Origin of the sequence: Agrobacterium bohemicum, assembly GCF_002896715.1 — a bacterium.
Classification (GTDB): Bacteria; Pseudomonadota; Alphaproteobacteria; order Rhizobiales; family Rhizobiaceae; genus Agrobacterium; species Agrobacterium bohemicum.
On sequence record NZ_PGEL01000016.1, the window covers coordinates 31,393 to 54,993 of the forward strand.

General features: G+C 56.3%; 20 protein-coding genes. 10 read left to right on the plus strand and 10 right to left on the minus strand.

Annotated features, from left to right (window positions below; all coding sequences use genetic code 11):
- Window positions 1-71: 71 nt before the first annotated feature.
- Together CUC55_RS01945 and CUC55_RS01950 are read right to left on the minus strand one after the other, a co-directional pair.
- Entirely contained in the window at window positions 72-1,301 is a 1,230-nt protein-coding gene (locus CUC55_RS01945; protein ID WP_103086817.1) for an alpha/beta hydrolase, read from the minus strand.
- A gap of 9 nt (window positions 1,302-1,310) precedes the next feature.
- The gene (locus CUC55_RS01950; protein WP_425352714.1) at window positions 1,311-2,255 is read right to left on the minus strand and encodes a SphA family protein; all 945 of its coding nucleotides are present in this window, start codon (window positions 2,253-2,255) and stop codon (window positions 1,311-1,313) included.
- 3,421 nt (window positions 2,256-5,676) lie between these two features.
- On the opposite strand from CUC55_RS01950, the gene CUC55_RS01970 reads away from it, so the two are divergent.
- From CUC55_RS01970 to CUC55_RS02010, 7 genes are all read left to right on the plus strand, one after another.
- Window positions 5,677-6,915 (plus strand): DUF1214 domain-containing protein, encoded by a 1,239-nt coding sequence (locus CUC55_RS01970; RefSeq protein ID WP_425352715.1) that lies wholly within the window; start codon window positions 5,677-5,679, stop codon window positions 6,913-6,915.
- Between the two features lie 252 nt (window positions 6,916-7,167).
- Window positions 7,168-8,409 (plus strand): DUF1254 domain-containing protein, encoded by a 1,242-nt coding sequence (locus CUC55_RS01975; RefSeq protein ID WP_425352716.1) that lies wholly within the window; start codon window positions 7,168-7,170, stop codon window positions 8,407-8,409.
- Between the two features lie 2,286 nt (window positions 8,410-10,695).
- On the plus strand, window positions 10,696-11,286 hold the full coding sequence (locus tag CUC55_RS01995; protein ID WP_245304026.1) for a hypothetical protein: 591 nt from the start codon (window positions 10,696-10,698) through the stop codon (window positions 11,284-11,286).
- 48 nt (window positions 11,287-11,334) lie between these two features.
- The gene (locus tag CUC55_RS23060; RefSeq protein ID WP_245304027.1) at window positions 11,335-11,829 is read left to right on the plus strand and encodes a hypothetical protein; all 495 of its coding nucleotides are present in this window, start codon (window positions 11,335-11,337) and stop codon (window positions 11,827-11,829) included.
- The gene (locus CUC55_RS02000) at window positions 11,772-13,568 is read left to right on the plus strand and encodes a transposase (RefSeq protein ID WP_245304028.1); all 1,797 of its coding nucleotides are present in this window, start codon (window positions 11,772-11,774) and stop codon (window positions 13,566-13,568) included. The genes CUC55_RS23060 and CUC55_RS02000 overlap by 58 nt, the downstream gene beginning before the upstream one ends.
- 110 nt (window positions 13,569-13,678) lie before the next feature.
- Complete coding sequence (locus tag CUC55_RS02005; RefSeq protein ID WP_425352717.1) at window positions 13,679-14,557, plus strand: TniB family NTP-binding protein; 879 nt, start codon at window positions 13,679-13,681, stop codon at window positions 14,555-14,557.
- The gene (locus tag CUC55_RS02010; RefSeq protein ID WP_103086826.1) at window positions 14,557-16,368 is read left to right on the plus strand and encodes a TniQ family protein; all 1,812 of its coding nucleotides are present in this window, start codon (window positions 14,557-14,559) and stop codon (window positions 16,366-16,368) included. The genes CUC55_RS02005 and CUC55_RS02010 overlap by 1 nt, the downstream gene beginning before the upstream one ends.
- Window positions 16,369-16,587: 219 nt before the next feature.
- Here CUC55_RS02010 and CUC55_RS02015 read toward each other — a convergent pair whose 3' ends face one another.
- Window positions 16,588-16,857 carry a DUF982 domain-containing protein gene (locus tag CUC55_RS02015; protein WP_067652541.1) on the minus strand — a complete coding sequence of 90 codons (270 nt, stop codon included), beginning with the start codon at window positions 16,855-16,857 and terminating at the stop codon, window positions 16,588-16,590.
- 189 nt (window positions 16,858-17,046) lie between these two features.
- On the opposite strand from CUC55_RS02015, the gene CUC55_RS02020 reads away from it, so the two are divergent.
- Complete coding sequence (locus tag CUC55_RS02020) at window positions 17,047-17,295, plus strand: BON domain-containing protein (RefSeq protein WP_067652545.1); 249 nt, start codon at window positions 17,047-17,049, stop codon at window positions 17,293-17,295.
- A gap of 41 nt (window positions 17,296-17,336) precedes the next feature.
- On the opposite strand, the gene CUC55_RS02025 is transcribed toward CUC55_RS02020, so the two are convergent.
- Window positions 17,337-17,825 (minus strand): DUF192 domain-containing protein, encoded by a 489-nt coding sequence (locus tag CUC55_RS02025; RefSeq protein WP_103086827.1) that lies wholly within the window; start codon window positions 17,823-17,825, stop codon window positions 17,337-17,339.
- The gene (locus CUC55_RS02030; RefSeq protein WP_067652549.1) at window positions 17,825-18,403 is read right to left on the minus strand and encodes a cold-shock protein; all 579 of its coding nucleotides are present in this window, start codon (window positions 18,401-18,403) and stop codon (window positions 17,825-17,827) included. The genes CUC55_RS02025 and CUC55_RS02030 overlap by 1 nt, the downstream gene beginning before the upstream one ends.
- A gap of 187 nt (window positions 18,404-18,590) precedes the next feature.
- Here CUC55_RS02030 and gloA point away from each other — a divergent pair, with 187 nt between their 5' ends.
- Both gloA and CUC55_RS02040 read left to right on the plus strand, forming a co-directional pair.
- Window positions 18,591-19,031 (plus strand): lactoylglutathione lyase, encoded by a 441-nt coding sequence (gene gloA / locus CUC55_RS02035; RefSeq protein WP_067652552.1) that lies wholly within the window; start codon window positions 18,591-18,593, stop codon window positions 19,029-19,031.
- Window positions 19,032-19,182: 151 nt separating this feature from the next.
- Window positions 19,183-20,397, plus strand: coding sequence for a YcbK family protein (locus CUC55_RS02040; protein WP_067652554.1), 1,215 nt, complete (start codon window positions 19,183-19,185; stop codon window positions 20,395-20,397).
- Window positions 20,398-20,496: 99 nt separating this feature from the next.
- Here the strand turns inward: CUC55_RS02040 and CUC55_RS02045 are convergent, their stop codons facing one another.
- The 5 genes from CUC55_RS02045 to CUC55_RS02070 all read right to left on the minus strand — a co-directional run bounded on the left by CUC55_RS02045 (window position 20,497) and on the right by CUC55_RS02070 (window position 23,513).
- The gene (locus CUC55_RS02045; RefSeq protein WP_082760326.1) at window positions 20,497-20,727 is read right to left on the minus strand and encodes a hypothetical protein; all 231 of its coding nucleotides are present in this window, start codon (window positions 20,725-20,727) and stop codon (window positions 20,497-20,499) included.
- Window positions 20,728-21,145: 418 nt separating this feature from the next.
- Window positions 21,146-21,661 carry a GNAT family N-acetyltransferase gene (locus tag CUC55_RS02050; RefSeq protein ID WP_103086828.1) on the minus strand — a complete coding sequence of 172 codons (516 nt, stop codon included), beginning with the start codon at window positions 21,659-21,661 and terminating at the stop codon, window positions 21,146-21,148.
- Between the two features lie 731 nt (window positions 21,662-22,392).
- A complete protein-coding gene (locus CUC55_RS02060; RefSeq protein WP_067652562.1) occupies window positions 22,393-22,701 on the minus strand; it encodes a type II toxin-antitoxin system RelE/ParE family toxin in 309 nt (102 codons plus the stop codon).
- On the minus strand, window positions 22,702-22,980 hold the full coding sequence (locus tag CUC55_RS02065) for a ribbon-helix-helix domain-containing protein (protein ID WP_067652565.1): 279 nt from the start codon (window positions 22,978-22,980) through the stop codon (window positions 22,702-22,704).
- Window positions 22,981-23,180: 200 nt separating this feature from the next.
- Complete coding sequence (locus CUC55_RS02070) at window positions 23,181-23,513, minus strand: DUF3768 domain-containing protein (protein WP_067652567.1); 333 nt, start codon at window positions 23,511-23,513, stop codon at window positions 23,181-23,183.
- Window positions 23,514-23,601: the final 88 nt, after the last annotated feature.

Genomic DNA, 23,601 nt, shown 5'->3' on the forward strand with positions numbered 1-23,601 from the left:
GGGTGGTGGCGAGGTAAGCGTGTTACAGTAACAACGCAGGCCGCCGAGGGTAACAATCGCGCCTCCAGGCCTTATTGAGTCAAGGGTGAGGTCGATCCGTCGCCTGTCAGGTCGGATTCCACCTCGCTCCCGGTTGGTTGCCTGTTTCTGATAGGCTGTTCGGCGATCCTGAGCGGGGCCGACACGGTGGCACCCGCCACGCGCCCAACAGTCCGTGCTGTTCCGCCCACAACCGCTGCGACACCCTGGCCGAGCGAAACATTGCTATCCGTGAGGGTCTGGCCCGTCATCAGTCGTTGGCCGATGAGCTGGACGATCTCGGGACTTTCCGCAAANTTTCCATGATGAAGACTGTCGTTCGTTTTCACCTTTGTCAGGTCGATAGCGGTGATGTCCGCTTTCTCGAGCCGTGAGCGATATGGCTCAGCGGAAGGGTCGATGGCCCCCAGGCGGGACACGTTCCCGGTGATGAAGCTGGAGGCGGCCAATGCCCGGTCGTCCTGCGAAACGAAGATGGTGAACTTGGGTTTGGGGTCGCCCATCTCGACGAACTGCTTGGCAAAGACCTGGATATCGATATCGGGCGATGCAAGGATGACGTTCTTGATCTTTGAGTTCACATGCCCGTCACGGATACCCATCTGTCGCAATGACTCAACTGCGAGCCACGTTCCCATCGAGTGTGCCAGGATCGTAATGTCCTTCACCGCCGGATCGGACGCTAGTACGCGAAGCGATTGCTCGAACGCGGTTCTTGAGTAATTGGTGCTTTCCTTGTCGTATTCGTAACCCGTGAGTTCCGCTCTCGAGGGCCATGTAAAAAGTATGGGAGTTGCCTGCATTCCGCTGTCGTGGACGATCTGTGCGAGACGGAACACGCTGTCTTCGTAGCGGTTGTTGAAGCCGTGGACGAAGACGAGGGCATGTCCGCCCTCGATATGCTGGCGAAACCACGTTCGACCGTCGGCAACCGAATTGATTGGGTTGACCCTCGTGACGGCAAATTCCGTCGCTGGGTCCGGTGGAAGGCGCTTTGGCCACTGAACCTCGCCAACGGTCCTCCTTTCCGGAATGGATACGGCCACATCGGTGAGGTAGGGTTTCGAGCTCCGCTCCCCGTTGAACAGGGTCGAAGGATCACCTGAGGGTTGCCGCGTGGTTGCGACGAGCATGTCCACGCGCACGGNTTTTGTCGCTCGTTGTGAAATCGCGATCGGCTGCATCACTCCGGTCGGATGCCCGCAACCGGAAAGGAAAACCAAAAGCAACGGGGCTGTCAGATGTCGAACCGTGCGGTGCATGCGGGGCACCTACTGGGCCGCGATGTTCGTTGGTTTGGTAATCGCAAGCGGCATGGAGATGCTCAGGTAGACTGCGTCGCCCTCCGCGCGGTTTTCTGCCGCGAATTCGTGGAAGTATTTGATGCGGGCGGAGATGGGCAGTTCACCCGCCTTGAAGTTCCATCCGATCGTCGCGCCGATCGCTGCGACCTCTCCCTTGAAGTCGCTGGTTGCTCCTGCTCCACTGTCCCCTGTGACCTGATTGTAATAATAGCCGATGAGTCCGGCATCGAACTGCTCATTGAAATGCTGGACGGCGGCCCACTCGAAATGGAATTCGTTGCCCGTCCGATAGTCGGTCGCCGAATTCTCGGCATTAAAGGTCATGCCGACGACGGCAGACAGGTCGAGGCCGACGGCCGGGTCCAGCCATGTCACGCCCGCCGACACGTCCGCGCCCCAGTGATGAAACGCGATGTTGGAAATCTCGCCTTCCTGGTAGTNCCCGATCNGGACGTTGACGAGGACACCCGTCTGCCAGTGGAAGTTGCCTTCCTCCCATCCGAGCAGACCGCCGACAACGGGGTCACCAACCGTAAAAACAGGGTCGGAGACCGAGCCTGACGCGGTGCCGCCGAGAGGCCCCGAAAGGGTCAAATCCGCTTTCGTTTTCTTCCAGCCAATCGGGAGCGTTGCCGTCAATCCGAGATGCCCGCCCAGAACCTCTTCCGGAAGCACCCACAGCACGGTCGGGACATCGATGACCGCTGACCCGTCCACGCCCACTGCAAGGCGGCCACCTGACGGCAGCGCCCGGCCTCCGCCAAGCTCGCCGGAATAGATGTAGATATCGTTGGAAAAGAACACCCCAGGTGGTGGCGTTATCGCCGCGGCGGGGCCTTTCGAGCCGAGAAGGTAGAAGCCCGCACCCCCTTCCGCGGCGTGGCCCACACTGGGAACGATGGACATCGCCATCAAACTCGCGAAAATAGCAGAGATCGCGATTGTGAGGTAGGTCGGCTGAGTTTGCATGAGGAGGCCCTTGAACTTTAACCAATCCGTCATCGCGGAAGATGAGTAAGGAAGTCTATTCGGACCGCCGAAACAACAATGTTACTGTTACATTGGGTCGTGGGCGGCAAATTCGGATGAGGTCAGCCCCGTCTCGCGTATGCCCACCCGCAGGGCCTGTTCCAGATCGCGATCATAGCGCGCTCCCGTCAACATCGACGAGATCACCCGTTCCAGGTCTGGATGCTGCATTCGCGCCACGGCGATCTCCTTTCTCATGTTGGCCTTGTCGCCCATCCGGGCAACGGCCGCCAGCTTCAGGATGGCGATCGGAGTGTCGGCGGTCGGAACCTGTCTCGCGAGAAATACCGCCTCGGCGTACTGCCCCTGCCGATACGCGTCGAGGATCATGACGAAGCTCGCGTCTCGCAGGGTCTCGCCCGAGAGTTCGACCGCTTCCCGCGCGAGCTTGACCCCTTCTTCCCAGTGCCCGCTCAGGAAGACGGCGATTGCGAGCTTGGCGCGAAGGTCTGCATTCTCGGGGTTGAGCACGATTCCGCGACGTCCCGCGGCAATCGACATGTCGTTCTGCCCGACTTGATACAGCGTTGCCATCTGCGCGAGCGCGGNCCGCGCGGAGTTAGGGGACACGACGGCCGAGCGATTGGCGAGTTCAAGGCTGCGGGCGGATAAACTCGTGTCGCCGGTGGCACGGCCTGTCCAGAGGTAAACGCGTGCGAGCGTCGCCATCGCATCCGCATCGCCTGGGTCGACCGCGATAGTCGCTTCGAGGCAGAGACGTGCGGTTTTCAATCCGTCGTAACTTCGCTGATCGACCGCCGCTTCCCCTCTGAGAACGCAGAGGTTTCCTGTGGTCGAGAGAGGAAGTTGTTGACGGAGTTCAGTTGCGTTCACCACGCCGACCGGGCCTGCGATCTTGCGCGAAACCGCATGGATGAGTTCTGTTAAATCCTTGGATTTCACCCCGCCGCCGAGGGGCCTGCGGTCTTCGTTCGTCCAAATCGTTTCTCCTGTCGCGTGATCGGAAACACGAGACCGGAGATAGATGCCTTCATTGTCCTCCGAGTATCGAACGGAGACATCATATGCGGACTGCTCGACCGCCGGAAAATTCGCTACCTGGCTTACAGGCGAGGTTTTGAGCCTGACCGTACCGAAGCGCATCATTGAAGAAGCCAGTGTTTCGGACAACATATGAGCTTCCGGACTTCCCGAGGAATCCGCAAAGGTCATTTCAACGACAGGCCTGTCCGTGTCTCTGTGTGGCGGAGCGACGAATTGGTAGGCGATGTAGCATACGGCGACGATCGCCATTGAAGCGAGGAAGGCACTGAAAGTACGGTTCANGGGCATCGCCCGACGGTCCGGGGACGGTCCACTCATTACGGCGGGAGGGACAACGTCGTCATCAGCCACGCAGTATTCTTCTTCCTCAACGCACGGCGCGTGTCCGCGGGAGGTAAAGACGGGAATGTAACGTCCTCGGGCGATATCAAGCCTGACACCGTCTTCGTCGCAAATCTGTTCGTAATATTTCGCAAGGGCTTCCCGCAGCCGTGTCGCCTCGATCCTGACGATCGGATCGGAGGAGGGGTCGAATGTCGTCGGTCTGTTGAATACGTCGATTGCGATCGAATAAGCCTTTACAGCCTGGCTTCGTCCTTCGAAAAGAGCATCGCATATGTACTTGAGAAAGGCCCTGTGCCTCTCGGAAGCATGGAAGCGAGGGTCCGATAGAAGTCGCTCAGCCTCAGCCCTGGCATCTTTGTCGGTAATCGCACCTGCAATGAATTCGCCATTGGCTGTCATCGGTGACTGCGCCCCATCCGCAGTTTATAAGATTTTTCGAATATGCTCAATTTTTCATCTGCTGGGCAACTGCGAAATATGACCTAGCGTTTCGATATCTATGTGTCTGAGCCGGGAGTTTCAGAGCGTGGTTGCAACCTTGCTGCGCGGCAGCGCTGTTCCACGTCCGTCTCGAGGTCCCTGCAGACTGCCTGATATTCCGCCACCAAGCCGAATTCACCGGGCAACGGTCGTACGACGAGACGTTCCAGTGTGTCCGTCGCGTCGTCGTAGGCTTCGCACAGAGCGACGAATGGGTCGTCTTGCGGCCATAGTATACGGAGTTCGTCACGTCGTGACGGCAGCCGCATCATCAGCTTGAAAAGGCCGCGTCGGGCCCGGTTTATGGAGGACCCCATATCGTCGGTGCTCCCGTTCGAAAGTGACGGTATCGATCACTCCTCTATATCGTCCACGCTCCGAGCCGAAACGCGACAGTGTTACTGTAACAGCGAAAAGGCCTGTCTTGATGTAACCGTTACAACCTATTCTTCGATGGAAGTTCATGGTGCATTGCCCTGAAAACGGAGGCATCAATGCGACGAGAACTTGTAGGAGCCACGGCGCTTGCGCTGGCGTTCGCGTCAGCCGCGCGTGGACAGGAAGCACACGAATCCGTCAACGATGCGAACAATCCCCTGACCCCGNAAATCACCATCAATCTGCAGGACTACTTCATCCCGTCCTTCGTCGACACGCCGGGCGACCCGCACGCCAACCAGTTCCTGTTAAGGGGACTGGTTCCCTCCGACATGTTCGGCACGCCCCAGCTTCTGCGGTTCACGCTTCCCATCGCGACATCGCCCGATGTCCCGTCCGGCTATGTCGCGGGTCTCGGCGATCTGACGCTGATGGACATCTTTATCCTCCCGAAAAAGGGTGACGTGACCTTCGGCGCGGGACCTCTGGTCGTTCTGCCGACCGCGACGGACGATTCTCTCGGAAGCGGGNAATGGCAGGTCGGCGGTGCGGGCATCGTCGTCGCTCCGCAGAAGTGGGGACTGCTCGGTGGCCTCGTCACCTATCAGACATCCTTCGCCGGGTCCGACGAGCGCGAGGACGTGAACCTGTTCACCTTCCAGCCGATCCTCAACGTGAACCTTTCGGACGGATGGTATCTGCGATCGTCCGCGACCTGGAACTTCAATCTCGAGAGCGGCGCGTCTTACGTTCCGATCGGCGCCGGCATCGGCAAGGTCTTTCAGCTCGACAAGGGGGTGACGCTGAACGCTTTCATTGAGCCCCAATACACCGTCTGGAGCGAAGGCGGTGGTGCGCCGCGCTGGCAGATTTTCGCAGGCATCAATTTTCAGTTCCCTGTCGGTCGCTGACAGATAAGACATCGGAGATTTCAATGCACAAGTTCGCACTGGCCGCTTTCCTGCTTTGCTCTACCGCAGGAGTCGCGGCATCGTACACTCCTGAAGAACTCGCTTCCCGAACGATCGAGCGGAGGGCGGTCGAAGCAGTCATCTGGGGGATTCCCGCAGTCAACTACGACCTTATGCTCCAGGAAATGTTGACCAAAACGGAAGGAAAACCCAACCAGGTTCTTTACTGGTCCAAACCTCTCGACTGGCACAACCAGACGCTGACACCCAATCCCGACGCGATCTATCTAATGGCTTTCANCGACACGAAGGAAGGTCCCGTCGTCATCGAGGTTCCTCCTGCAGAAGGCGGTTCCCTTAACGGCAATATCGTCAACGTCTGGCAGATGGCCCTGGAGGACGCAGGCTTGTCTGGGGCCGACCAGGGCAAAGGCGGAAAATATCTCGTCCTGCCGCCCGGCTACAAGGACCAGGTGCCCGAGGGCTATATCCCGCTGCAGTCCGACACCTTCGGCGGTTACGCGCTGCTGCGGTCTAACCTTGCCAGTCACTCGGATGCCGACGTCACAAAGTCGGTCGCCTATGCCAAGCAGATCAAAGTCTATCCGTTGTCACAGGCGGCCAGCCCTCCGGAGACTGTCTTCACCGATGCCGGGGGTGTCGTGTTCGATTCCACCATCAAATACGACGCGAGTTTCTTCCGGTCCTTGGATCGCGTCGTCCAGAGCGAACCCTGGCTCGCGCGGGACAAGGCCATGATCGACCAGCTAAAGTCCCTCGGCATCGAAAAAGGCGAGGCGTTCTTGCCCTCGGCGTCCGTCACGACGCACTTGGAAGCAGGCGTGAAAGAGGGGCAGGAGTGGCTCGAGGGCAGATACGAAAGCGGACAAATCCCGTTCTACGACGGCAGCCGTTGGAACTTCGCCGGGAGTCCCGAACTCGTGAAGAGCGCCCAGGCGGGCTACGATGAAGCCGAGTCGTACCCTGTCGATCTAAGGGGCGTTGCATACAGTTACGCGTTCGTCGGATTGAAGCGGATGGGGACAGGGCAGTTCTATCTGATATCCATCAAGGATAAGGACGGAAACAGCTTCGACGGCGGAAAGACCTACGAGCTAAACGTTCCCGCGGATGTCCCGGTGCAGCAATACTGGTCGCTGACGGCGTATGACCGCCAGACCCACGCGCTGATCCGGAACGTGGACCGCGCCAGCAGGTCCTCGCAGATCGCCGACCTCGAGAAGAACGCCGACGGCACGGTTTCCATCTTCGTCGGACCGAAAGCTCCGGAAGGCAAGGAAGCCAACTGGATACCGACTGATCCGAAACGGGAGTTCGAGCTGATGTTCCGCCTGTACGCCCCCACGAAAGCCTTGTTCGACAAGACGTGGGTTCTTCCGGATGTGGGACCGGTCGCCAAGTAACGTCCGATATAAAACGATAGAGGGAACAACATGTCGACCACAAGGCTACTAGCGTCGTGCTTAACTTTTCTTATGGCGGGACCCGCGTCCGCACAGGACAGCGGGTCTCTTAACGGGCCAATCGAAACCCGCATAGGTCGGATAGAACTGCGGGGCGGTTACCCGGATGCGGAATCCGTCCGGAAGATATACGACGAGATCGACTTCCAACGTGCGTCCCAGGCATATATCTGGGCCACCCCGATTGTCTCGATGGAAGCGCTTCGGGTGGCCAACAAGCGCGACTGGGGCGTTGATTACAATGATGTCGGACTGGTCGATGGATATACCANCCCCGCCGTCGGCGCGCTGACCGGAAACAACACGACTATCTACGCGGGCATCTTCACCGACCTCGGGCGTGACGGACCTGTGGTGATCGAATCACCCGTCGGTGTCTACGGTGTCATTGACGACTTCTGGCAACGTCCCGTCGTAGAGGTCGGACCGTTCGGCCCCGACAAGGGAAAGGGCGGAAAGTTCCTGCTTCTGCCTCCCGGCTATACGGGGGCAATTCCGGACGGATATCTTCCCGCGCGGTCGAAAACCAACCAGAACTTTTTCATCGGTCGGTCCTTCGTCAAGAACGGCGACATCCAGACTGCTATTGACACGTTGGCGGGCCTGAAGGTCTATCCGCTGTCCAATGCGGACAAGCCACCGGAGACGAGGGTGATCAAAGCCGGAAGCAAGCCAATGGCTTCCATTCCCCCAGGCGGTTTCGACTACTGGAACCTGCTCTCGGCTGTCTTGAACAAGGAGACGGTCGAAGACCGCGACCGCTTCTTCCACGCGATGCTCAAACCACTTGGCTTTGAAAAGGGAAAGCCGTTCGCACCGGACACCCGACAGAAGGCTATCCTGACGGATGCTGCGCAGGTCGGCTTCCTCATGGCGCAGACAACGAGCATGGCTCCTCGCTTGGCAAACGCCTCTTCCTATCCTGGAACCCATTGGGAGTGGGTGCTGACCCTCAGGCCTGACCAGGAAGCGGCGGGATACGCCGAACTCGACGAGCGCACGGACTATACTTTCGAAGCGATCACGGTGGCCGACGGGATGATAAAGCAGATACCGAACGCCGGCTCGCAGTATATGAGCGCGGCAAAGGACAAGAGCGGCGAATGGCTGAATGGCAGCAGGTCATACACGCTCCACGTTCCCGCGGATGTCCCGGCCAAGGAGTTCTGGGCAGTCACCGTCTACGACGCGATGACAAGGTCGATGATCAAGACCGAGACGATGAAGGCGGGTGTCTCCAGTCTCGACAAACTCGTGCCTAACGCCGATGGATCGATTGACGTACATTTCGGACCGAAGCCGCCGGAAAACGACGTCAACTGGGTCAGGACATTGCCGGATCGTGGCTGGTTTGCATATTTTCGGTGGTACGGGCCAACCGAGAAGTTCTTCGACAAGAGCTGGGCTTTACCCGATATCGCGCTTCAGCCTTAGCGCCTGGCAAGAACATTCGACAGCATCGGAAGGTTCATCGACCGTGAACGCCGCATGATGCGGATCAAGCGGGTGCCCGAAGTAACTCTCGAAAATTCAGTCAGTGTACCTGAATCTCGTCGATAAGCGCGTCTATAAGACGGTAATCCTCGAGTGCCTCGGAGGCCAAATCGGCATTGTCGATACCGAGAGCTTCCATGATCTTGACCAGCGGGCTAGGCCGAATAGAATCTCCGGGATTGTCCCACTCAGGGGTATTTTGGGGGCCGAGGATTTTCTTTGTTTTTGTAGCAACTGCCACTGNCCGCNGGCGCTTAAAATCAGCATTAGATGAACCGATTTCACATCGCCAATCGATACGCCGTATTTGGAGAGTCTTCTTCGAGTTCGGTCGGAACGACTTCATCCGCGAGCNGGGTCATGCCCGTGCGAATTTCTTCCGCGTACCACCACATCGCGTCACGCGGCATGCGTGCTCGCCGAAGCGGCTCCATTTCCGTAAAGATGAACCTGCGCCGATAAGCGCTTGGGCTTTCGACAAGAAAGAACGGCTTCATGCGCTCCGAGCCCAAGAACCATGGCATTCTGAGGAAGCGTGCGGGTTGGTCTGTCCAGCTAGGTGCTGGACCTAGCCTCCACCTGCGGGAGAGATGTTCGCCAATTGCGCCGACGAGTGCGTCGAAACGTTCGTCACCCGTCAAGTCGGGTGCATCAAAGAGCATATCCCGCCTCCGCCGACTGGAAGGATCGAGATAAAACCCATCAAGGAAACTAGCAAGGTGGTAACGAAACTCGCTACCCGTCTCAAGGTGCGAGTGGACNGCCGCGGCCAGCGATCCAGGTCGGACTTGCTGAATTGGCACCATTATACTCATCTACAAGACCCTTTATCTTCGCGCTCATTCGTCCGGACACGGTTGGAAGCACGATTCCCGGAATATTAGGATAGCACTGCTCCATGAGATCAACAATCTTCTCGTAGGTATTGATCCCCGTGAGCTTCATGAGCGCCACTGCATCCGTAGAGTCGGTTAGGTTTTTGTCGTCGTCAGGTGCGCGGTTGGCAAGCACCTTCATCGCCAGTAGGTACTCAGGCGCTGGTGTAAAAATCCGTAGCCCTAGAGCCGATCCATCTCTTGGATAATCCTGAAATTGAAGAAGGTGCGGTTGAGGGTTCCCGCNGGGTGGGGCGAATTGCTTAGCTGCCTGGTTCATCCATCCATCAGGCAGACGCTTGCGCCGAGTGACGGAATCTACGATCTTCCTCGCCTGTTCTTGATGATTGAGATAGACGGCATCGACGTCCTCGGATGCCGCACGAATGTCTGAAGCCAGAACGAGGCACGATCCACCGTAAACGGCCATGTCCAACACGATTCCGCGTTGCGATGCCATTTCCGCGATCGCATCGAAAGCATCTTCGATCGTTTGTTTGTCAAGTTTCCTGTCGGCTGGCATTCGTTGTCTCCTAATTTAAATCTATTTAAGTTCATCGGCGACAGCCAGTCAAATACCTGATTTTCCTTAGCTCGTGTGAATAGTCGAAGCGATCGAACCACGCCACTCATCTTAGTGTGGCGACGGTATGGTCAGGATCACAGGCATCGGACAACGCTGACCAGTGCCGCGCTACTCTGGCGAGGTTCCTTAGTGTCGCGTGTTCTCCACGGAACTGAACACGATGTATTCGCGTGGACATCGGGTGGACGGGACATTGTGGCCGGGTGGGACCACGCGGCTTTCTCCGCCCGCCGTGCAACGAGGATACCGACAACGCTGATGTTTCGTCAGACTATTGTTAACCATGCTTCACGAATGTGCACCAATCCGGGGCACGAAATGTCTCGGTTGAGCCCTGACGGACTATGCACGGCTGAATTTTTCCGTATTGAGAAAGGACTGACCGAAGGAGCCAGGCATGAACTTGATAGGCATACGAGCAAAGTGATCGATCCGACGGGAAACCGTCTGGATAACCACCGTATGTCGTCGATATGTTCACGCCCAAGGAGCGCTCCATGCANTTTGCACGTCAGGTTTCCAAACACATCGCGCTTCAAAAAGCGGGCCTCGGCTTTCTGAGCATGCCCGCGATCAAGAACCCGCGTACATTTGGGCATGCCAACCGCCTCTCGGAAAACGGCACAGCCGATGCCGGGGAAAGCGGAATAACGCGGAATCGTCGTAGGAACGACGCCTGAAACTATCTTCTGGAACGAGCCGGTAGCCGAACGCGCTGTTCGAAAGCCGCCAGCCACCCACGCTAAAACCCTTCGTGGCTTCTCGGTGTTCAACGACGTCGTCGTCTATCACGAGAGCGATCTCGAACGCCGGGTGTCGAAGGTCCTCCAGCTCCGCAAAGACATCAAGGCCATCTACTCCCAGTACCCGGTGCTTCTGTACCGTGATGCCGACGGAGTCATGCGCGAACACGTCTGCGACTTCTGCGTTGTATTCGACAACGACGAGACCGTCGCCATTGCGGTGAAGCACGCCCGCAAGTCGGATGTGATGGCGGACCTTTTGAAGCGTATCAAGGCGGAAGGCTTTCTTCGCAAGAACCGGAACGGCTCGACGACGCCAGGCGCGGTGCACGACATCCACCTTATGACCGAGCGCGAGGCGACATACGGTGCCTACGAGAACGCTGAACGCATCATGCGCGCTCGTCGCATGCGTATCGATGCCGAGTACGACCGAGCCTACGAGGACGTACAGAAGTTCCACGGGCGGTTTCGCTTCGGGGAACTTCTCCGAGGGTGCGAGGACCGAGCCAAGCGACGGACCGCAATTTTGCTCTTGATCGACGATCGCGTCGTCCTGACGGAGACACCCGCTAGAATCGACGACCTCACCATGCTGACGGTCCGCCGATAACCCCACACACATCACCCGACTGCTGATCGCCCAACAAAGGAGCCTGCGATGCCGACCGACCTTATCATGCCTAAAGTCTTCAACCACGCCATCGTCAAGATGCGCCATGCCGATCGCTTCAGCGAAGGCGAGGTCAACTGGAAGCCCAAGAAACGGGACGTGGACGGCTGGACGTTCAGCAACGAGACGAACGTGAACGACGAACAGTTCATCTCGCACGGAGATGTCTACACGAGGCTCGTGAGCGGTGCCGCGAAGATTCGCCACGGCTACAACGCACCGGAAAACCAGCGACTGCGGGCGATCTTTGGTGAAGACACGACGATCGACAGTATCACCGGAAAGCGTCGGCCGCTGGCGCTGTTCCGTGAGAAGCTCATCGAGCGCTTCGATGCCGAGCGCCGTGTGCTCGGCAAGAAGCCCCGCTGGTCGAAAAGGAATTCGACGATAAGCTCAGCGCCTGGCGGAAGGAAATCCTCTGCGAAATGCTGGGCCTCGACGACGCGGTCACCAATGAAGATGGTCCGCGCGCCGATGAGATGATCGTGGTTGAGGCCTTCCCCAAGCCATCCATCAAGACGTTCCGTCGAGACTACAAGCGTTACCACGCCTGTGGTGGAGATGTCCTCGGTATCGTCCATCGTCACCATGGACCGGGCTTGCACATGCGAAAGGTGGACGCGGACTCGGTGGCGTTCGCCCATAAAGAGGCGCTGAACTACATGACGGACCGGAAGCCCTCGATGGCTCAGTCCTACCGCGATTACGTCGCCGCGCTTGCAAAGGTGAACGCCGAGCGAACCGTGCCGCTCCTGAAGGTCACCAGACACAAGTTCGAATCGATTATTTCCAGGTTCGACGCGTTTGATAAATGGGACGGCCGTCACGGACGCGCCTCGGCGCTCAAGCGGTTCGGGATGGTCAAGCGCGGCATCAATGCTTTGGTGGGTGAGCGTATCGAGATCGACTTCTGGAACGTCGATCTCATGACCTTGTTCGTCGAAACCGGGATGTGGGACATCCTGCCGTCTTCTTACAAGGAGGCTGTCGTCGGCAAGCGTATCTGGTTCGTGGCGGCGATCGACGTGGCCACGCGCTACATCCTGGCGTTTCGTGCGAGCTTGAATCCCAACGCGGTTTCGGCGGCTGCGGCCATCCGCATGATCATGTCCGACAAGCGCCACATCTCCGATTTCGTCGGGGCCGAAACACCCTGGATCGGATTGGTCCAGCCTCGTGACATTTTCAGTGACAACGGCAAGGAGTTCGCCAACGAGGTGGTGGAGGGCATCATGCGTGCCGCCAAGATTACCTTTAATCGTCCCCAGGCCGGAAATCCCAAGGCGCGTCCCTTCATCGAAAGCCTGTTCCATTCGATCGGCCCACTGATCGCGGCGTACTTCACGGGCAGGACCTTCGGTTCGGTTGCCGAAAAGGGCGACTACAATCCCGAGCACCAGATCAGCCTGCAGGTCGACGAGATGATCCGTCTCTTCACCTTCGCCATCTGCGACATCTACCACAACAAGCCCCACAGCGGCCTTGGTGGCGGTACGCCGCACAATGCCTGGACGCGAGCTGTTCAGGAGGACGGGATCGAGTTTCCGAGCCAGGACCCGGAGCAGATGCTCCACATCTTCGGCGTAAAGTTCAAACGGCACATCGGCCAGTACGGTATCCCGTTCATGGGAATTCCGTACGGCAACGAGGAGCTTCACCGCCAGCGGACGAAGGTTGACCAGATGGAGTACGAGATCAAGGCCGATCCCGAAAACCTGGAGCACATCGCGGTTCGCGGCGACAAGGGCTGGTTTGTCGTGAAAAACCTCGTCGGTATCGGACGCGATCTTTCCCTCGCGGAATGGATTGTGGCGCGACGCGAAATTCGTGCCCAGCACGCATCCGAAGCGGAGGCGGGACTGGCGGCGATGTACCGCGCCATCAATCGCCTCCGCGAGACCGGGGTAGCGGCGGCGCTTCGCGCCAATCTGACACCGCGTAACTTCACCGCGGAACATTACAAGGTTGCCGAGTCCGAGCTGTTCGGTGCCTGGAAGGCAGTGCAGTCGGCTGACACCCCCTCCGTAACGTCGTCGTTCGCGCTTCCAGACGACCCGCTCCGCGACGGTTCTATCGCCCCGACCACCGCAGTGCCATCGTTCCACGCCGAGCGCGAGAGGGACGCGAGGAAGAAGAAGCGCGAGGTCGCCATCGTCGCGAAAACGCCAGCCGAAGAGACTGCATCTGTCGATACGACCGACAACTATTACGAGGAGTACTGAATATGGTTGCCATGAACATCGGAGTTGAAGACAACGGCGGCAAGAAGCCGGACGTTTACGACTACATCGAAAATCCGGGCGACAAGATGTTGATGCCTCTGCTGCGGGAGATGGTCGACAACGTCGAACTTTGCCGTCGCGGTGTCGGCTCGCGACNGCGCGCCCTGTTCCTGTTGGGTGGATCGGGCACCGGAAAGTCGACGGCGTTGGAGCACCATTTCCTCCATATGCCCGAATTCCAGCCGCAGGTGAACGAATATGGCGAGGAGGTGCGTCCGCTTCTGAGCCTGGAGGCACCCAAGCCCTGTGGGCCGAAGGATTTCGCAGTGGCGATCCTCGATGCCATCGGAGTTCCGTCGAAGGCGAGGCAGACGGAAGCCGAACTCTATGCGACTGTGAAGACCCAGTTCCGTGAGCGCGGGATCATCTACCTGCACGTTGACGAAGCCCAGCATCTACGCCGTCACACGAGCAGCAAGGCGATCCTCGATGTTCAGGACCGCATCAAGTCTCTGATGCAGATCGCCGACTGGCCATTGCATCTTATCNTTTCGGGAGTGCCGGACCTAGCAGATTTGCTGAAGGGCGGCGACGGCCAGGTTAAGAACCGCTCGATGATCATGCGCTTCGTACCTTTGAGCCTGCCCAAGAACCGGGCGGACATCCAGCGAATTCTTACCGACATCGTCGAAGCCAAATTCGGCCTGGTGCTTCCCGACGAACTCCGCACCGATGATTTCCTCGGGCGGCTGTGCTGGGCTAACAGCGGCTGCTTCGGCGAGATCGTTACGGCAATCCAAGGGGCGTGCTCCCTGGCTAGGAGCAAGGGCAAGGACACCGTCGATCTGCGCGCTTTCGTCTTCAACTACTCACGTACCAGCGGGTGCCTGCCGAGCGACAACATCTACGCCGCGGCCCGATGGAGTGAAATCGATCCCGCGAACTCTGTCGCCGATCTGTGGACCCCTGAAAAGAAGGGACGTGAGTGATGGTTCTGCCTGTAATCCTCGACCATTACGCCGACGAGACTGCAATCGATTTCGTCGCCCGTCTTGCCGCAGCGAACGGATTTGCGTCATTGCGGTCGTTCCTCGGTCATACGGATGTGACCGCAAAGGCCATCGTTCAAGGTGAGGCCGACGCACTGTCGATGGTCAGCGATTGGTCGGGCGTCGCCGTGTCATGCCTTAAGACACTGGCGGTCGTGGGTTCCGGGGCGGGTGGCAATTGGCAGATGGGTCGAGCGACCCTGAGCAAGGACATGCGACCTGGTCGGACGCACCGATTCTGCGCATGTTGCATCCTCGAGGATAGAAGAATGATGTCGGGACGTCTGGTGTCCCGCGCGTATCGCCGAGCGTGGTGGAGCGTACGAGGGATCGAAGGGTGCCACGTGCACGATTGCGCGTTACTCGAGGTGTCGGTGGATTCCGAGGATGATATCCACGACTTTCCTCGATTTGTACGAGACAACATTGCACATATCGAGGGGGTGGCTGCGGCGCCCCTCCCAAGGCGACAGCCGGCGCTCGACCGATACCTTCGCGAGCGGGTGTTCAAGGACGGCGGAGCCAGCTTCCTGGACGCGCTCGACGTCCACGTGGCTGCCGAGTTCTCACGCTACCTGGGTGATTTCTTGGTTCTCCACGATATCCGGGATCAAATGCCTGAAGGCAGAAGCGTAAATGAATGGGGTTTCCTGCTCGCGTCCAAAGGAGAGCCCGCGATCCGTGCGTTGATTTCTGATGTGATCAAGCAAAACCCACCTAACAAACGGCGGGTCGAGACTGTGCTTGGACCCATGACACGATGGCTCCGCCGCAACCTCTCGAAGGCGGTTTACGTACCGATTGCCGACTTGATCCAAGATATTCTCGAGCGAAATATGCCGTTTGGCCCAGGTGAGACAATCTTTAAACCTGTAGAGGTTCGCCATCTATATTGTGTGAATACCGCGCATGCGGACTTCGGGATGCACAAGGATCGGATCAAGGCGTTGATCCAAGAGAATATTCCAGGGTTCCAGCATGACCTTCCGACGTCTCAAGCGTATTTCGATGCAACTTTGGGTGCGCAGATTCTAAGAGCGGCATCGGAAACCCTTACAAGCAAGGAGGCGGCAGTCGTCCTTGGCCTGACCGAGGCCAGGATGGATGATGTCTTGAAACTGAATATCATCGAATGTGTTGAAAAACGCTCAGACGATACTCGCCCTTACACGCGAATCCGCGAGGCTGACCTGAGAGGTTTTGAGCGCAAGTTCGGCGCAAACATGACCGCGGTGCAGACCCACGACGGAACGATTTCCATCGTTGAAGCCTGTCAGGCTTGGCACCTCTCTTTCCAACACGTAGCGTCCATGATCTTCAGCGGAACCGTCAGGTCTTACCTGCAGCAGGGAGATGAGCCGTTCTTCTCCCGGATTCGCGTTGACCATGATGGTTTCAAACCTGATGTAAGCCCCATGGCCGGTGGTGATGAACACTGGATGCGAACGAAAGAAGTCGAGCGTGTTCTCGGGACAACCACCGCTACGGTTAGCTTGCTGATTGAACTTGGCTACCTGCACGTCAGAAGCGCCCGTCGTGAAACAGGTAAAACAGTCAAACTGGTTGAACGCCAGTCTGTTCTAGACTTCGAAAGATATTATGTCTCTCTGTCCCAAATTGCCAGGTCGAGGCAAGGCTATAGAGCAACGATCNAAAATGAACTCGACTTAGCTGGGATCGCGCCGATTTTTGAGCCGACAGGTTTCATTGCGCGCTTTTACCGCAAGTCGGACCTCTCCCAAATCGGGTAACGTCGACCCCAAAGCCGAGTATGATTTCCCAGCTCGAAACCCGCTCCGGCGGGNTTTTTTTATGTCCGAATCCTAAATGTGCCCAGTTCAAACGCAGCAGAATGACCCGATGNTTTCAGGAGCACTTAAAATTCGTCAATCTTTTCAGTGCAAATTACGCGAAGATGGACAAACCNAAACCGCGTAATCAGTCGTGATAAAAGCCCGAAATCTGGAACGTCAATGAACGTTCAGCACATGGGCGTGATTGCTTGCGATCATGAATGATTCGCGCGCTGTTTCCAGATCACATTTGCCCACTAATGCATCAAGGCAGTTTTGTCTCGCCTGTGTGTATTCCGGGCCGTGGTCGTTGGGCCAGCGGTACATGAGCATATCCAGAGCGATCAACGGGCTGTAGATTTCCAGCGCCGCACAAAGTGGCAAATGGATCGCGACAGGCTTGATCCACTCGGCGTGGTGGCAGGGTTCTGTTCTATGAATTAGCATGGGGTTCCTCCTTCCCATAGTTCTCCTCACGAACCCGAAATTCACGCATTAGTTCCCGTTCACGAAAAAAGTGAACGGGTTANGGGTTCCTTTTTTCCAAGATGAATGGAAGATGAACGAATAAATGAACCGGAGATGAACGAAAATACGACTTAGACGTTGTATACTAACAACCGAGGAGATCCGATAATGTTCAATATGTCTGGAATACAGGAAAGCTTTTTTGGCGATCGTATGGCCGGTGTTTGCCAGGCGATAACGTCAGCTCTGGCATTCGAGTCGGGCCTCGAGAAGTCGAGTATTTCGGCATCGGTCGAGAACGATGTGATCTATCTTGAAGGCACAGCTGATTCTGTAGAAGCCATTGATATTGCTATCAATCTCGCTTCTTCTATTTCGAATTGCCGAATTCTGAGCCACGTCGAGCCTTGCTACTGAGGTGACGTTTTGATGCCGGGCGGCGGACGCCCGGCCAAGCACTATTGGTTGATATTCCCAATCTGTGCGCTGCGAACCGTGTCGCCGGTTTTAATCCCAAAACTCTTCGCTGATCCCCCGTTCAGTTCCAGAACGTAACGCACCGCACCACGCGAACTGATGATTGATTCGGAGTGCGGAACCGCACCTGCGTGGATATGTTCGATCTTTCCAGCTTTGGAAATGAACAGCATGTCGAGCGGAATGAGCGTGTTTCTCATCCACATCGTTACTTCGCGATCCATCTTGAAATCGAACAGCATGCCGTTGGTTTGGCCCATCGACTTCCTGTGCATCAGTCCTTGCTGACGCTGAGCATCCGTCGTCGCGAGTTCGACGGTGAATTCGTGTTTCTTGCCATCTAAGGTCTGAATCGTTAGTGGTTCCGAGGAGAAAGTTTCCTCTGCCGAAAGCGGCGTGATAGCCGCAACNAAAAACGTGAGCGCAGCAACTGCACTCACGATGTTTCTGGACAGCAGATTTCCGATCATCAGTGCGCCATTCCGATAGGGGTAGGATTATCCGGATGGATTTCTGCGGCCATCAATCCTTTATCGCCATCGCCGAAACGCACGAGAACGACCTGGCCCGGGCGCAACTCCGCCAACCCGAAGCGGCGGAGCGTTTCCATATGGATAAAAATGTCCTCCGTGCCTTCCCCGCGTGTGAGAAAGCCGAAGCCCTTGGTGCGATTGAACCATTTTACGATGGCACGTTCCAGTCCACTGGACGGCGTTACCTGCACGTGGGTTCGGACGGGTGGCAGCTGCGATGGGTGAACCGCTGTCGACTGGTCCATGGAAAGAACACGGAAGGTCTGGTAACCGCGATCCCGACGCTGGATGAGCGCCACGATGCGTGTGCCCTCGAGAATTGTCTGGTAGCCATCGCGGCGCAGGCAGGAGACGTGTAGAAGAACATCCTGCAGGCCGTTATCAGGTACGATGAAGCCGAAACCCTTGGCTACGTCAAACCATTTCACAACACCGGTGATTTCGATCAGGTCGACTGCATCGCCCGAAAAATCTTCGAAATCGACAACGCTTTTCGACGACGTTCTGTCCGACATTTCCACCCAGCCCCTCTACGCACGCACCATTACGGTCAACTGATTCCCTGAAGATAGATTAACATCTTGGTAACGGTTTCGCGCAAGCCCTAGTTTTTGATTTATCCACCTGCTTTTATGTCTTTGGGCTTGCTCAGGGCTGACTTACCTGCCGTAACGGCAAGATTAAAACGAGAAGGAGAAGTACATGCGATATCTGCACACTATGGTTCGGGTAAAGGACCTCGAAAAATCCCTGCATTTTTATGGGACAGTCTTTGGCCTGGAAGAAGTCCGCCGCATCGAAAATGAAAAAGGCCGCTTCACCCTCGTTTTTCTGGCTGCAACCGATGATGTTGCGTCAGCCCGCGACAACAAGGCGCCGTGCCTTGAGCTGACATATAATTGGGACGCGGAAGACTATGCGGGTGGCCGCAACTTTGGCCATCTTGCCTATGAGGTCGATGATATCTATGAGACCTGTGCCAAACTTCACGAAAGCGGCGTCGTCATCAACCGTCCTCCGCGTGACGGACATATGGCATTTGTGCGCTCGCCAGATGGCATCTCCATCGAGATATTGCAGAAAGGCGCAAGCCTTGCACCAGCCGAACCGTGGATATCCATGGAGAATACCGGCTCCTGGTAAGGTGATTCTCCCTCTTTAAGGGGGGCAAACACAACGGCGCTGGCGTTGCTGGCCTGGCAGGTTTCGTCAATGGACGAATATGCCTATCCAGTTTCGGCAGCGCTGTGCTAGAGGGTTGGTCGAGTTTAAACGCATTTGCGGAGGCTTTGCCTTGAAAAACCTCAATGGCAATTCGGCATATTTGGCTAAGGGCTATCTCGCTGCAGCCGTTATTCTGGCGCTATCCGGCTGCGTTTCGGCAGTCTCTGAAGACAAGAATGCGTCTGTGGCGCCGATGCCGGCGGCTACCGCGCCATCTGCGGTTGCTTCCGCGGCACAGGCTGGCGCCCCAGTGCAGGGCCAGCGTAATGGCTACGTCGATCCCGCAATGGTTTCGGGATCTAATTCGACTGCGGCACAACACACTGCCGCCGCTGCAGCCCCAGGTCAGGCAACACAGCAGGTCAATGGACAGACACCGCAGATTTCCGGGCTATCGACACAGCCGACGGGTATATCGGCCAGTTCTCTAAGTATTTACGCAAATTCTGCCTCGGGGGTGGCTCCTGCTGCTAGTGCTGCAACGGCAAGCGTCCCGGCCTACGCGCCATCGCCCAAAATTGTTCCTGCGCTGAACAGCGTTTACTCAGCACCGGTAACCCCACCTCAGCCATCCACCAATCCCGTTACTGCGCAAGCCGGTGAGCAGCATTCTGCGAGCGGTGTTTCTCCTGCAGTTTCAGGGACAGCGCAGGCGATGGCGAACACTGCTGCGCCGACAAAGCCGAGCCTTCCCGCGGATACGACCGCCGTTCCAATCGCTGCGTTTTTTGCCACCGCTGCGAAGAAACGAGGCTCTGGCAGTGCCGCGGGGTTGACCCAGATTGCAGCCTTGCCGGTTTCTGCGCAGCAGGCCACAGGCATCGCTCTCAACGGTCGCCAGACGATGTCCGACGAGTTTGATGATACCCATGTCGAAGAAGACGACAAGCCTGCGGGGCTGATGAAGCTTGCTTCGCTGTCTGGCCTTAGCCGCATCGCGCCCAATGGGCTGTTGGTGCAGACAGAACAGGTTAATGTCGGTTGTTTCAAGCCGGAGCTGATCAAGCGAATCAAGGAAGTCGAAACGCATTATGGGCGGCCCGCAACAGTGACGTCCGGATATCGCCCGCCCAGGGCGACAACGCAAGGTTCCAAGCACTATACCTGCGATGCGGCCGACATTCAGGTCAGCGGCGTTTCCAAGTGGGACTTGGCAAATTATTTGCGTTCCATACCGGATAGGGGTGGCGTGGGCACCTACTGCCATACAGAATCGGTTCATATGGATTTGGGTGAGCCACGCGACTGGAACTGGCGTTGCCGCAGAACCTCTAAGAGCCTCTAAAATTAACTTATCAAACGCAAAAACGNCCCGCATGGAAATAGCNGGGCGTTTGTATCTCTTGCCTATTCAATGTTCGATATTAGCCAACGGCTATATAGATTACGGCGTTGCCGGAGCCGGAGTTGATGGCGCAGGTGTTGCCGGTGCTGGGGTAGCAGGAGCCGGTGTGGCCGGTGCTGGTGCAGGTGTTGACGGTTGAGTCGTAGTTGCTGGCGGTGGGCTGGCTGGCGTCCCGGTCGTGCTCGTGGTGCTGGTACCCGTCATAAAGTAGGCAATCGCCATAACCACGACGATGCCCGCAATCACGATAGTAATCGTACGGTTGTTCATAAGTGCCTCCTCCAATTTGTTCAAAGCCGTTAATCGGCTGAACTCATCATACATAACAATGTGGTATCAGCATGTTTGGTTTCAACTAGAGGGATTATTTGCTTTAACAAATGCCTAGGCGCGCAACTCAAAGCAGGATGAACGGGCGTAACAATGACGCTCTCGCTACGTTTGTCGAAGTCAGTAGTCTTATAAGGGGAAGTTGGAAGTGGTGAGAGGCGTGGGACTCGAACCCACGACCCGCGCATTAAAAGTCAGCGCGACCTATCTGTAAGATATTGATTCTANTTTTTTATTTCGAGTTTGATTTTCAGTGTGCGTAAAAATGTGCGTGTGAGTGTGCGGCTTCTACGTATAGCTGCTAGCTTCTGTAACTAAATGTGATCTGTGATTTTTAAAGAAATATATGAACCAGTCGTCAATCCACTCTTCGTAGATATAGTAAAGCGGGAAGGCCTGAGACATCATCCGTTATAGTGGTCGCATGCTCAGAGATGGTCGTATTCGCCACGCGTTGTGAGGTAGGATTGTCTAATCCAACAATTGCCTCGACGTAAAATGGGCGACCTATTCCGNTTTTCATCTCTATGATCGCGTTTTCAACAGCCATTTTCGCAATCCCTTGCCCCTGATGTGACGGCGGCACCGCATAGCCGATGTTGAAACAGAGAGTGCCATCTCTTAGACCGACCACAACAAACATAACGAGTATTGTTAGCGTCTGTCCCTCGACCTTTACAAAGCTAATACGACGTTTCCCGTTGGGCTCGTCCACGCACATCGACATAGAAGGATCGAACTTGCAAATCATCAAAGGGATATTGCCCTTGCTGAAGGCTTCTTGAAAAAGCTCAAGAGCGTCTGATGGATTCGTGATCTGAGGCAATTGTTTTACCCTTAATCGGTCAAGTGTTGACTGCTTCGGATGAGCCATTATTGCCGCCGATTGCAGCCAAGGGGAAAGATGCGTTTATATCTGTAACTAAATCCTCAATTGCCTTTGATATTCTGGTATCGCGTGCTGTCAGACTGCGAAGGCGAACGAGCTCCATCTCATTCCAGAAAGAGCAAATGGCCGATGCAAAGTCTTTAAGATGGATTTGCATAATCTCAAGCGGCGCTTCATTCGAAAATTTGTTGGCAAGTGGAAACAGCTCAGGATTGNTTTTTCGCAAGTGTTGGAGTGCATATCCATCCCCATGGCGTGCCGCATTTCCCAAACGGTTTAACGTGTTCAAGGCATAATAGGACTTGAATCGTTTTAACTCGACTCCCCTCAGTTCCTCAAAAAGTTTTTCCAGATCGTCCCACTTCGGGCCCTTTGATCTTTCGGCAAATTTCTTGTCGTTGGGCTTCAGTTCACTTGCAGATTGACGGAGATAGTTTCTGAATTGGCGTTNCCAGAGCGATTGCATTCCCAAGCTGAAGGCAAGTAAGGTCTCTCGCTTTACATTTTGCAGATCTGAAACACCAAAAATGGCGTACGCATCGCCTAGGGCCTCGTACTCTTCAATCTTGNTTTCAATTGAGAGAATGGCGGGACCAATCACGTGTTTCAGATAATCAGTGATAGTTCTAGTGTTCGCGTATTTGCTAATATCTGCTCCGCAATTCGTCCAAGTAAATTCTTCACCGATATTCATCATGCTTTGCGCTGCCATTTTCCTAGAGGCTGATGGTTCGGTCGAACTCTTGACCTTTAGCCAGAATGCGCAAAACCACGACTTCATTGTCTTCTACGACAAAAGCCACGCTGGCGCTGCGCTCAAACCCAATAATACGCAGCCCCGCGCGCGTCTCGTCACGAACCGTGCCGCGTTCTGGAAAGACGTTCAACGAACTTACAAACCCACTGATACGGTCAATATATGTGTCGGCAGTGACGTTAGAATTGGACCTGTCCACGATGTTAGCGTGCATCAACACGAGGTCGGTCTGCGCCTCGGGCGACAAGCGCACGGCATAATACTTCATTTAGCGGCGGCCTTCGCCTTTGGCGATCCGCGCCCGGACTTGCGCCATGCCTTCATCGAGGGAAACCGCCCGTGTAGGATCTGCTTTATGAGCATCGTAGGCAGGGGCAACTTCGTCCCGCAGCCAGCGCTCCACGGCGGCGTCACGCGCGGCGAGTGTGCGCAGTCCGTCGCGGATAACTTCACTTTCGGTAGCGTACTCGCCAGAGGCGACCTTGGACTTGACCATTTCGGCCATGTCGATGGGGAGGGTGATACTTAATGATTGCGTGGTGCGCATGGTCGTCACTTTCGTTTCTACCTATTTATAACACGCGACACGATTTAATCCTACACTTTCCTGACGGTGCGATGAATGGAAATCTGGGGCTCGATTTATGGAAGCAACATACAACAATCGCCAAAACGGTGGCAAGGTCGTACAGGATGAAGGAAGGCGCGAAGTGTTCACGTCTTCCTCTAAGGCTTCCGGTTCGTTGCCTAATATTCCTCAGCCAGCATGACCGTGAGAACCCGCTTTGTGACAGCAGGGTTAGCGGGATCGTCCGAACCGAATTGCACGCTCAGGTCATAGTAGTCGATTTTCCAAAAGACCTTATGCCCATCGACAGTCACCGCGCCGAAATCATGCTCACCATGGGGGTCATTGTCGGGTGTGAAGGCGTTAAAGTCTTGGACGCCTTCAACGATGTGGGATTGCGTCGCATCCGCAAGGCTTTGAATGCCGGAGGTCAGCAACACGGTGCCGGTGAGCCACGTAGTCCGGAACACGTCATTCAGTTCACGGATGCGGGTGGTTTGGATTGTTGTCATAGGATTGTCCCTTCACTTGATTTGAAATGGACAGAGAAACAAGACCCCGTCCTGCTTCCCGGAGCCGCGTGAGCGGTGGGGCTGGAAG